The organism is Staphylococcus sp. FSL W8-0056, from assembly GCF_037963075.1.
GTDB lineage: Bacteria > Bacillota > Bacilli > Staphylococcales > Staphylococcaceae > Staphylococcus > Staphylococcus aureus.
In genome coordinates this window covers 2127648-2139765 of sequence record NZ_CP150142.1, presented here as the reverse complement: position 1 = coordinate 2139765, position 12118 = coordinate 2127648, and the positions used below count along the sequence as shown (strand labels likewise).

The 12118-nt window shown below is 36.3% G+C and carries 9 protein-coding genes; all 9 read left to right on the top strand.

Features of this window, described 5'->3' with window-relative positions; genetic code table 11:
* The first annotated feature begins 62 nt into the window (after positions 1 to 62).
* The 9 genes from NSS86_RS10935 (at position 63) to narI (ending at position 12102) form a co-directional block, all read left to right on the top strand.
* Positions 63 to 599, top strand: coding sequence for a GNAT family N-acetyltransferase (locus NSS86_RS10935; RefSeq protein WP_000169317.1), 537 nt, complete (start codon positions 63 to 65; stop codon positions 597 to 599).
* A gap of 229 nt (positions 600 to 828) precedes the next feature.
* On the top strand, positions 829 to 1560 hold the full coding sequence (locus NSS86_RS10930; protein WP_001014063.1) for a sirohydrochlorin chelatase: 732 nt from the start codon (positions 829 to 831) through the stop codon (positions 1558 to 1560).
* Positions 1561 to 1625: 65 nt separating this feature from the next.
* Complete coding sequence (nirB, locus tag NSS86_RS10925) at positions 1626 to 4031, top strand: nitrite reductase large subunit NirB (RefSeq protein WP_001118725.1); 2406 nt, start codon at positions 1626 to 1628, stop codon at positions 4029 to 4031.
* Positions 4032 to 4034: 3 nt separating this feature from the next.
* Positions 4035 to 4349, top strand: coding sequence for a nitrite reductase small subunit NirD (gene nirD, locus NSS86_RS10920; RefSeq protein WP_000448224.1), 315 nt, complete (start codon positions 4035 to 4037; stop codon positions 4347 to 4349).
* Positions 4340 to 5317: a uroporphyrinogen-III C-methyltransferase gene (cobA, locus tag NSS86_RS10915; protein ID WP_000109877.1), complete on the top strand. Its 978-nt coding sequence runs from the start codon at positions 4340 to 4342 to the stop codon at positions 5315 to 5317. The genes nirD and cobA overlap by 10 nt, the downstream gene beginning before the upstream one ends.
* A gap of 308 nt (positions 5318 to 5625) precedes the next feature.
* Positions 5626 to 9315, top strand: coding sequence for a nitrate reductase subunit alpha (locus NSS86_RS10910; protein WP_000514408.1), 3690 nt, complete (start codon positions 5626 to 5628; stop codon positions 9313 to 9315).
* On the top strand, positions 9305 to 10864 hold the full coding sequence (gene narH / locus NSS86_RS10905; RefSeq protein WP_000692648.1) for a nitrate reductase subunit beta: 1560 nt from the start codon (positions 9305 to 9307) through the stop codon (positions 10862 to 10864). Before NSS86_RS10910 ends, narH begins: the two co-directional genes overlap by 11 nt.
* Positions 10857 to 11432, top strand: a complete 576-nt coding sequence (gene narJ, locus NSS86_RS10900) for a nitrate reductase molybdenum cofactor assembly chaperone (protein WP_000606768.1) — start codon at positions 10857 to 10859, stop codon at positions 11430 to 11432. Before narH ends, narJ begins: the two co-directional genes overlap by 8 nt.
* Entirely contained in the window at positions 11425 to 12102 is a 678-nt protein-coding gene (gene narI, locus NSS86_RS10895) for a respiratory nitrate reductase subunit gamma (protein WP_000934155.1), read from the top strand. Before narJ ends, narI begins: the two co-directional genes overlap by 8 nt.
* Positions 12103 to 12118: the final 16 nt, after the last annotated feature.

Below are 12118 nucleotides of genomic sequence, written 5' to 3'. Positions count from 1 at the left end.
GATGGATATTTATTTTAAAAATAAAATATGGTTAAATCATTTAAAAAAGAGTGGGGATTAATATGACAAAAACGATGATTCGACTCGCAAGTGAACAAGATGCAGAAAAATTGCAACAACTCATGCATGAAGCATTTACGCCTCTAAGAGAACTAGGTATTGATTGGCCTTCAGTTAATGCTAATTTAGATGCTGTTAAAGAAAATATAGATAAAAATACTACATTTGTCATGACAATTGATGATGAAATTATATCTACGATTACGGTTAGATATCCTTGGGGAAGTGTGAAAAGTATTTCGGGCTATCCTTTTGTCTGGTGGTTTGCGACAAATCCTGAGTATGAAGGGAAAGGCTATGGTAGCCAATTACTTACTTATGTTGAAGAAGCATTTTTGCGAGATACGTTAAAGTCAGCGGCAGTTACTTTAGGTACATCTGCAAGATTGCATCCGTGGTTACTTAAAATTTATGAAAAAAGAGGTTATGAAATATACAGCGAACATGAAAATGATGATGGCGATTTAGGTGTGATCATGCGCAAAGTATTGATACCCGAGCGCTTTGACGAAACAATATTAGGCCAACCACCATTTTAAGATAATAATATACACTACAAGCGACCGATATATTGATGCTTGCTCAAATAAATGTTGAGTAGGGATTCATATATCGGTCGCTTTTTTTGATTTAACAAAAAGGGAAAATGTATAAGGAATATGCATGACTACAGGCATCAGGGAATTCCCTGATTTTACATTATAATGTGATTCTTTTCACAAAAACAAAATGATTTGGTATACAATACGTGTGAAAGGGTTGGTAAATGTGAATGGGAATATCATTGTTGCACATGGCATGAGGCACGGACGACAGAATCAAGCGTTAGAAGCATTTATTTCTGAATTAGTAAAAGATGATATACATCACTATGATATTGCGTTTTTAGAAAGTGAGCATCAGGATTTAGAGACGGTAATGACGACGTTGATTCAAAGTGGGGTTGACCATTTTAAAATTGTACCATTGCTAATCTTTAGTGCAATGCATTATCTCAAGGATATACCGAATATCGTTCATGAAATGAAACGACGGTATCCAGACATAAAGGTAGAAGTAAGCGAGCCACTTGGCACACATCCTTTAATGAGACGATTAATTGAACAACGTATTTGTGACGCATTAGCAGGTGACGAACAACAAGTTGGAGTTATGGTTGTTGCACACGGCAATATTAATGGAAATTTTACTAAGGCACACGAAGAGTTACAAATATGCGCTCAACATTTGCAGATTAATAAACCTACTTATGCGAGAACGCTATATGGAGAGATTAGTTTTACACATGATTTAGAAAGCATCTCGAAACGGTATCAAAAATTGATTGTCGTACCATTATTTTTATATGACGGAAGACTTGTTAACAAAGTGAAGCAGCAAATGAATGACATGGTTATTAATACAGATATACACTTCACACCTTCAATTAACTTCGACCCAATTTTAAAGCAAATCATTAACGATAGATTAGAAAGCTTAATGATTCCGATGAAAATATAAAAGCACTAACGAAAAATTAATACCTTTTTTTGAAATAAATATTATGGAGTAAAGGGGCATATTTTATGGCAAAGCAAAAACTAGTAATGATTGGTAACGGTATGGCGGGCATTCGAACAATCGAAGAAATATTAGAGCGCGCCAACGATTTATATGATATTACGGTAATAGGTAAAGAACCTTATCCAAACTATAACCGCATCATGCTTTCAAATATTTTACAAAATAAAATGACAGTTGAAGAAACAATTATGAATCCATATGAGTGGTATGAGGAACATGGTATCGAGTTAATTACCAATGATCCTGTAATTGAAGTAGATAGAGCAAATCAATCAGTTACTACTGCAAATGGTATTGAAGTATCATACGATAAATTGATTTTTGCGACAGGTTCTAAAGCATTCGTCATTCCAGTTCCAGGTTCGACATTACCGAGTGTAATTGGTTGGAGAACGATTGATGATACTGAACAAATGATGAACATTGCGAAGACTAAAAAGAAAGCAATTGTAATTGGTGGAGGCTTACTAGGTTTAGAGTGTGCACGTGGTTTATTAGATCAAGGTATGGAAGTAACGGTGTTACATTTAGCTGAATGGTTGATGGAAATGCAGCTAGACCGTAAAGCAGGAAATATGCTTAAAGCAGATTTAGAAAAGCAAGGTATGAAGTTTGAAATGCAAGCCAACACAACTGAAATCTTAGGAGAAGATGATGTTGAAGGTGTTAAATTGGCTGATGGACGCGAGATTCCGGCAGACTTAGTTGTTATGGCAGTAGGTATACGACCATACACAGAAGTAGCCAAAGAATCAGGTCTAGATGTTAATCGTGGTATTGTTGTCAATGATGTGATGCAAACAAGTGATAGCAATGTATATGCAGTTGGAGAATGTGCAGAACATAACGGCAAAGTTTATGGACTCGTTGCACCACTATATGAACAAGGTAAAGTATTAGCTGATCATTTAACAAATAAAGAAACGAACGGATACAAGGGATCAACAACATTTACGTCATTAAAAGTTTCTGGTTGTGACTTGTATAGTGCTGGTCAAATTGTAGAAAATGCAGAAATTAAAGGTATTGAAATATTTAATAGTGTTGATAATAACTATAAAAAAATCTTTTTAAAAGACGGTAATGTAGTTGGTGCAGTACTATATGGTGATATCGATGATGGTTCACGCTTTTATAACATGATGAAAAAAGGTGAATCCACTGAAGATTACACACTTGTATCATTGCTTACTAAAGGTGGAGAAGAGGCATCGCTATCAATTGCTGATATGGCTGATGATGAAACAATTTGTGGTTGTAATGGTGTTGATAAAGGTACTATAGTAAATGCGATTACGGAAAATGGCTTTACAACAGTTGAAGAAGTAACGGCTAAAACAAAAGCGGGGAATTCATGTGGTAAATGTAAACCGCAAATTGCTCAAATATTGCAGCACACCTTAGGAGATGACTTTGTTGCCGCAAAACCTGCTGGTATATGTGGTTGTACTGATTTGACACGCGATCAAATTGTAACGCAAATAAGAGCGAAAGGTTTAAAAACATCTAAAGAAGTTCGACATGTTTTAAACTTTAAAAATAAAGGTGGATGTCCAAAATGTCGACCAGCAATCAACTATTATTTAAACATGGTTTATCCACATGATCATGAAGATGAAAGAGAATCAAGATTTGCTAACGAACGTTACCATGCGAATATTCAAAATGATGGTACATTTTCTGTTATACCTCAAATGCGTGGAGGTGTTACAGATGCAGACCAACTGATTCGTCTAGGAGAAGTGGCTAAGAAATATCATGTGCCACTAGTTAAAGTGACAGGTTCGCAACGTGTTGGTTTGTATGGAGTTAAAAAAGAAGAATTACCAAATATATGGGAAGACCTAGGTATGCGTTCAGCATCAGCTTATGGTAAGAAAACACGCTCAGTTAAAAGCTGTGTTGGTAAAGAGTTTTGTCGATTTGGTACGCAATACACGACACGACTTGGCATTCGTTTAGAAAAAACATTTGAATACATCGATACACCTCATAAATTCAAAATGGGTGTATCAGGCTGCCCAAGAAGTTGTGTTGAATCAGGTGTTAAAGATTTTGGTATTATCTCAGTTGAAAATGGATTCCAAATCTATATCGGTGGTAATGGTGGTACAGAAGTCGAAAAAGCTGAATTTTTAACAACTGTAGAAACAGAAGATGAAGTAATCAAATTATGTGGTGCTTTGATGCAATATTATCGCGAAACAGGTATATATGCTGAAAGAACAGCGCCATGGTTAAGAAGACTTGGATTTGAAAATGTAAAAGAAGTCTTACTTGACCCAGAAAGACAAAATGAACTATTTGAACGCATTATGGATGCTAAAAAAGCAGTCGAAGCTGAACCTTGGGAAGCAATAACTAGCAATGCGCAAGCACGTAAAATTTTTGAAGTGGAGAAGGTGTAATACATGGAAACAAAAGAAAAAATTAAAGTGACAACTATAGATGAATTAACACCCCTAATTGGAAAAAAGGTTATTGTCAAAGGCAAAGAGGTAGGATTGTTTTTAACTGAAAGTGGTACAATTCACGCGATTCACAATATTTGTCCGCATAAACAAGGACCATTGTCAGAGGGAACAGTGAGTGGTGAATATGTATTCTGTCCACTTCATGATCAAAAGATTGATTTAAATACTGGGATTGTACAAGAACCTGATGAAGGTTGTGTAGATGTTTATGAGGTAGAAGTTACAGACGGGAACGTATATATATGTCTGTAGATAAATATGGCAAGGTTTACTTGATAGGTGCGGGACCAGGTAATCCGAATTATTTGACTAAAAAGGCTGAGCGTTTAATACGTGAAGCGGATGTTATACTATATGATCGATTAGTGAATCCGTTAATTTTACAATATGCGAATTTGACTACTGAAATTATCGATGTTGGTAAAAAGCCGTATGCAAAACACATTCAGCAAGAAAAAATAAATGAATGTATCGTGGAAGCAGCACGTCGATATAACAAGGTTGTGAGGCTTAAAGGTGGCGACCCAGCAATATTTGGACGAGTTCAAGAAGAAGTTGACACACTAAACAACTTTAATATTGCGTTTGAAATTGTACCTGGTGTGACATCTGCGAGTGCTGCAGTTGCTACGATGCAAACAGGATTAACGATGCGTGCTGTTGCTAAGAGTGTGACATTTTCTACAGGTCACTTTAAAGATTCAGAAGAAAATGAAGTAGATGTCAACGCTTTAGTAAATGGTGGTACGTTGGCGATATATATGGGAGTTAAACGTTTAGGGAAAATTATCGCCCAGATACAACAGTACACAGATATTGATTATCCGATAGCGATTGTCTTTCAAGCATCGTGTTTTAACGAGTTTGTTGTTAAGGGGCGTTTAAGTAATATTGTTGGGAAACTGGAGCATTACGCAATTGAGGCGAAACCAGGTATATGTATTATAGGCGAAGTAGTGGGTTATACTGAAAATGTCTCAACAACTTCTAATCCGACTCAGCAATTTTATGTAGTAAGTGGTTCTAGACATGACGCCCTTATGCTCTGTGAACATTTATATGACGAAGGTTATGGCTGTTTGCTAAACCCAAATGATACATCGAATGGCACATATCATTCGTCGCAATATGATTACTATGATGCATTTATTAAGCAGCAAGAAAATGTAACATATATTTCAACCGATCGTGCAGATGCTAATACAGTGTTATGTCACTAATTTATAAAAAATAAATGAATAAGTAAGGTTTCAACCGAGAGAATATATTCGTGTTGAAGCCTTATTTGTCGTTGTGCCAAATTTGAACGATTTAGATTGGCAATAAGCACGACCATACATGATTGTGTATTATTTCAATGAAATCCCGTTATTGATAGGGAAATTCCTTAAGTAATTAGGTGATTCCCTAATATTTTATATTTGTGAAAAAATGTACAATCTAATTAAAGCAATAGTCTTGGGCATTTTAAAGTATTTAAAAACACGACATCTACACATCGTATTTTTATACGTAGGAGGATATAAATATGGGAAAATTTGGATTGAATTTCTTTAAGCCAACAGAAAAATTTAATGGGAATTGGTCGATCCTAGAAAGTAAAAGTAGAGAATGGGAAAAAATGTACAGAGAACGTTGGAGCCACGATAAAGAAGTAAGAACAACACATGGTGTTAACTGTACAGGCTCATGTTCTTGGAAAGTATTTGTGAAAAATGGTGTGATTACCTGGGAAAATCAACAAACTGACTATCCAAGTTGTGGTCCGGATATGCCTGAATATGAACCGAGAGGATGTCCACGAGGTGCGTCATTCTCTTGGTATGAATACAGTCCGCTTCGAATCAAATATCCATATATTCGTGGAAAACTCTGGGATTTATGGACTGAAGCATTAGAAGAAAACTATGGTAATCGCGTTGCTGCATGGGCGTCTATTGTTGAAAATGAAGACAAAGCCAAACAATATAAGCAAGCCCGAGGTATGGGAGGGCACGTGCGTTCAAATTGGAAAGACGTTACAGAGATAATCGCAGCACAATTACTGTATACAATAAAAAAATATGGTCCAGATCGAATCGCAGGATTTACACCTATTCCAGCGATGTCAATGATTAGTTATGCAGCAGGTGCTCGATTCATCAATTTGCTTGGTGGTGAAATGCTTAGTTTTTATGACTGGTATGCAGATTTACCACCTGCCTCTCCACAAATTTGGGGAGAGCAAACAGATGTGCCTGAATCAAGTGACTGGTATAACGCATCATACATTATTATGTGGGGCTCTAATGTACCTTTAACACGTACTCCGGATGCACATTTTATGACAGAAGTCCGCTATAAAGGTACAAAAGTCATTTCAGTAGCACCAGATTACGCAGAAAATGTGAAATTTGCAGATAACTGGCTAGCACCGAATCCTGGTTCAGATGCTGCAATTGCTCAAGCAATGACACATGTTATTTTACAAGAACATTATGTTAATCAACCTAATGAACGCTTTATAAATTACGCTAAACAATATACAGATATGCCGTTTCTTATCATGCTGGATGAAGATGAAAATGGATATAAAGCGGGTCGATTTTTAAGAGCGAGTGACTTAGGTCAAACAACAGAGCAAGGCGAATGGAAGCCAGTTATTCATGATGCAATCAGCGATAGTTTAGTAGTACCTAATGGCACAATGGGTCAACGTTGGGAAGAAGGTAAGAAGTGGAACTTAAAACTAGAAACAGAAGATGGTTCTAAAATTAACCCTACATTATCAATGGCAGAAGGTGGATACGAATTAGAAACAATTCAATTCCCATACTTTGATAGTGATGGAGATGGGATATTCAATCGTCCAATTCCAACTCGACAAGTCACTTTAGCAAATGGTGACAAAGTCCGTATTGCTACAATTTTTGACTTAATGGCAAGTCAATATGGCGTGCGTCGTTTTGATCATAAATTAGAATCAAAAGGATACGACGATGCAGAATCAAAATATACACCTGCTTGGCAAGAAGCCATTTCAGGCGTAAAACAAAGTGTTGTCATTCAAGTAGCGAAAGAATTTGCGCAAAACGCTATCGATACTGAAGGGCGTTCAATGATTATCATGGGTGCGGGTATTAACCATTGGTTTAACTCAGATACGATTTATCGTTCAATCTTAAACTTAGTTATGTTATGTGGCTGTCAAGGTGTGAATGGTGGCGGTTGGGCTCACTATGTGGGACAAGAAAAATGTCGTCCGATTGAAGGATGGAGTACTGTCGCATTTGCGAAAGACTGGCAAGGACCACCACGTTTGCAAAATGGAACAAGTTGGTTCTATTTTGCAACAGACCAATGGAAATATGAAGAGTCAAATGTAGATCGTTTAAAATCTCCATTAGCTAAAACAGAGGATTTAAAGCATCAACACCCAGCTGATTATAATGTTTTAGCAGCTAGACTTGGTTGGTTACCATCATATCCACAATTTAATAAAAATAGTTTGTTGTTTGCAGAAGAAGCTAAAGATGAAGGCATTGAGTCGAATGAGGCAATTTTAAAACGAGCGATAAATGAAGTTAAGTCAAAACAAACGCAATTTGCGATAGAAGATCCGGATTTGAAAAAGAATCATCCGAAATCACTGTTTATATGGCGCTCAAATCTAATCTCAAGTTCTGCAAAAGGTCAAGAATACTTTATGAAGCATTTACTTGGCACAAAATCAGGGTTATTAGCTACACCAAATGAAGATGAAAAGCCAGAAGAAATTACGTGGCGTGAGGAAACAACAGGGAAATTAGATTTAGTCGTTTCTTTAGATTTCAGAATGACAGCAACACCTTTATATTCTGACATTGTTTTGCCAGCAGCGACTTGGTATGAGAAGCATGATTTGTCATCTACAGATATGCATCCATATGTACATCCTTTTAATCCAGCTATTGATCCATTATGGGAATCGCGTTCAGACTGGGATATTTATAAAACGTTGGCAAAAGCATTTTCAGAAATGGCAAAAGACTATTTACCTGGAACGTTTAAAGATGTTGTGACAACTCCACTTAGTCATGATACAAAGCAAGAAATTTCAACACCATACGGCGTAGTGAAAGATTGGTCGAAGGGTGAAATTGAAGCGGTACCTGGACGTACAATGCCTAACTTTGCAATTGTAGAACGCGACTACACTAAAATTTACGACAAATATGTCACGCTTGGTCCTGTACTTGAAAAAGGGAAAGTTGGAGCACATGGTGTAAGTTTCGGTGTCAGTGAACAATATGAAGAATTAAAAAGTATGTTAGGTACGTGGAGTGATACAAATGATGATTCTGTGAGAGCGAATCGTCCGCGTATTGATACAGCACGTAATGTAGCAGATGCAATACTAAGTATTTCATCTGCTACGAATGGTAAATTATCACAAAAATCATATGAAGATCTTGAAGAACAAACTGGAATGCCGTTAAAAGATATTTCTAGCGAACGTGCTGCTGAGAAAATTTCGTTTTTAAATATAACTTCACAACCACGAGAAGTAATACCGACAGCAGTATTCCCAGGTTCAAATAAACAAGGTCGACGATATTCACCATTTACAACGAATATAGAACGTCTAGTACCTTTTAGAACATTAACAGGACGTCAAAGTTATTATGTGGATCACGAAGTTTTCCAACAATTTGGGGAGAGCTTACCAGTATATAAACCGACATTGCCGCCAATGGTATTTGGGAATAGAGATAAGAAAATTAAAGGTGGTACAGATGCTTTGGTACTGCGTTATTTAACGCCTCATGGAAAATGGAATATACACTCAATGTATCAAGATAATAAGCATATGTTGACACTATTTAGAGGTGGTCCAACGGTTTGGATATCAAATGAAGATGCTGAAAAACACGATATCCAAGATAATGATTGGCTAGAAGTGTATAACCGTAATGGTGTTGTAACGGCAAGAGCAGTTATTTCGCATCGTATGCCTAAAGGTACAATGTTTATGTATCATGCACAAGATAAACATATTCAAACGCCTGGGTCAGAAATTACAGATACACGTGGTGGTTCACACAACGCGCCGACTAGAATCCATTTGAAACCAACACAACTAGTCGGAGGATACGCACAAATTAGTTATCACTTTAATTATTATGGACCAATTGGGAACCAAAGGGATTTATATGTAGCAGTTAGAAAGATGAAGGAGGTTAATTGGCTTGAAGATTAAAGCGCAAGTTGCGATGGTATTAAATTTAGATAAATGCATAGGATGCCATACGTGTAGTGTGACATGTAAAAACACTTGGACAAATCGTCCAGGTGCTGAGTACATGTGGTTCAATAACGTAGAAACGAAGCCAGGTGTAGGGTATCCGAAACGTTGGGAAGACCAAGAACACTACAAAGGTGGTTGGGTACTAAATCGTAAAGGGAAACTTGAATTAAAATCTGGAAGTAGAATTTCAAAAATTGCTTTAGGTAAAATTTTTTATAACCCAGATATGCCATTAATAAAAGATTATTATGAACCATGGAACTATAATTATGAACATTTAACAACTGCGAAATCAGGGAAGCATTCGCCAGTTGCTAGAGCGTATTCAGAAATTACAGGGGATAACATTGAAATTGAATGGGGACCTAACTGGGAAGATGACTTAGCAGGTGGTCATGTTACAGGCCCAAAAGATCCTAACATCCAAAAAATAGAAGAAGATATTAAATTCCAATTTGACGAAACTTTTATGATGTATTTACCACGTTTATGTGAACATTGCTTGAATCCAAGTTGCGTTGCATCGTGCCCTTCAGGTGCTATGTATAAACGTGATGAAGATGGCATTGTATTAGTTGATCAAGACGCATGTCGTGGATGGCGTTACTGTATGACAGGTTGTCCATATAAGAAAGTTTACTTCAATTGGAAAACGAACAAAGCTGAAAAATGTACTTTCTGTTTCCCGAGAATCGAGGCGGGTATGCCTACGGTATGCTCTGAAACTTGTACAGGACGTATGCGTTACTTAGGTGTTTTATTATATGATGCAGATCGAGTTCATGAAGCGGCTTCAGCAGTAGACGAGAAAGGTTTATACGAAAAACAATTAGATATATTCTTAAATCCATTTGACGAAGAAGTCATTGCTCAAGCTGAAAAAGATGGTATTGGTTATGATTGGATTGAAGCTGCACAAAACTCTCCAATTTATAAGTTAGCAATTGAATATAAACTTGCATTTCCGTTACATCCTGAATTTAGAACGATGCCGATGGTTTGGTATTGCCCACCACTTAGCCCAATTATGAGCTATTTTGAAGGTAAAAATACAACTCAAAATCCAGATGCGATTTTCCCAGCCATTGAAGAAATGCGTTTACCTATTGAATACTTAGCTAATATTTTCACTGCAGGAGATACAGAGCCAGTAAAAGGAGCCCTACAACGTATGGCAATGATGAGAAGTTATATGAGATCTCAAGTTACTCAACAGCCATTTGACACGTCTCGATTAGAGCGATTAGGTATAACCGAGCGCCAAACTAAAGACATGTATCGTTTATTAGGACTAGCTAAATATGAAGATCGATTTGTTATTCCAACATCACACAAAGAAACCTATTTAGATACGTATCACGCACAAGGTAGTACAGGATACAATTACGGCGGCGAGCATTTTGGAGATAACTGTGAAGGCTGTGGCGTTGCAGTAGGTTCAGGGAAAACTGGTCAAGAAATTTATAATGAGAATTTCTATGGAGGGATTTTCCGTGATTAATTTCGATAATTTTAAAAAATATCAAGAAAGTTTTGGATATATGGCACAACAGTTATGTTTTCCAGAAAAATTAACTTTTCATCCAAAAACTTTTGAAGAAACAATTTCGAAAGATCATCCAGCATATGAAGATTTAGTAGCATTTAGAAATGTAATGATGACATTTTCATTATCAGAAATCAAAGCGATTTATACAGATACATTTGATTTTACGAAAAAAGCACCATTATATATGACGTATAACAAATTTGATACGCAAAAAGAACGTGGGCAAATGTTAGCTAAATTAAAGGTATTATATGAAATGTTTGGACTAGAAATGGTAGATAATGAACTTTCTGATTATCTACCGTTGATGCTTCAATTTTTGCAAGTGGCAGAATGGCGAAATGATCCAAGAGCTGAAGAGAATATTCAATTAATCATTATGATTATTGAGGATGGAACATATGTGATGGCGAATGCACTTGGTGAAGATAATAATCCATATGCCTATGTGATTCAAGCACTTAGAAAAACATTGAAATTATGTTTGACATCACCAAAAGGAGTGAAACATCATGCTTAATCAGTTTTTATGGGTTATATTTCCGTATTTATGTTTAGTTGTCTTTGTCGCAGGTCATATTGCACGTTATCGTTATGATAAATTTTCTTGGACAGCTAAATCTAGTGAACTAATAGAAAGAAAAAGGTTGATGTGGGGAAGTTTATTATTTCACTTAGGTATTATTCCAGTGTTTTTTGGACACGTAGTTGGATTGTTAATACCGAAATCATGGATGGATGCAGTGGGGGTATCTGAGCATTTATATCATATAGGCGCTGTTTATATTGGTAGCATCTTTGGTATAATAACTTTGATAGGGATGTTTTTATTAACAGCGAGACGTGTTACTACGAAAAGTATTCGAAGATTAAGTTCAGCGTCGGATATATTTGTAAATTTCTTATTATTACTTATCGTATTTATGGGATGTTACGCAACATTAGTAACCAATATACAACATCCAGATTTTAACTACAGAACTTCATTATCAATTTGGTTTAGACAATTATTTATGTTAAAACCAGATGCGTCATTGATGAGTGGTGTGCCGATTGCATTTAAAATGCATATATTGTTAGGTTTCACTATTATGGCTTGTTGGCCATTTACACGTTTGGTACATGTTTGGAGTGTACCTTTGACATATATAAATCGCAGATATATTATTTACCGTAAGAATAAAGTGTAAGCATAAGAGGTGAAAG

Excerpts from the sequence above, each read along its gene's own strand:
- NSS86_RS10935 (WP_000169317.1), top strand. The coding sequence starts at position 63 with ATGACAAAAACGATGATTCGACTCGCAAGTGAACAAGATGCAGAAAAA.
- nirB (WP_001118725.1), top strand. The coding sequence starts at position 1,626 with ATGGCAAAGCAAAAACTAGTAATGATTGGTAACGGTATGGCGGGCATT.
- nirD (WP_000448224.1), top strand. The coding sequence starts at position 4,035 with ATGGAAACAAAAGAAAAAATTAAAGTGACAACTATAGATGAATTAACA.
- cobA (WP_000109877.1), top strand. The coding sequence starts at position 4,340 with ATGTCTGTAGATAAATATGGCAAGGTTTACTTGATAGGTGCGGGACCA.
- NSS86_RS10910 (WP_000514408.1), top strand. The coding sequence starts at position 5,626 with ATGGGAAAATTTGGATTGAATTTCTTTAAGCCAACAGAAAAATTTAAT.
- narI (WP_000934155.1), top strand. The coding sequence starts at position 11,425 with ATGCTTAATCAGTTTTTATGGGTTATATTTCCGTATTTATGTTTAGTT.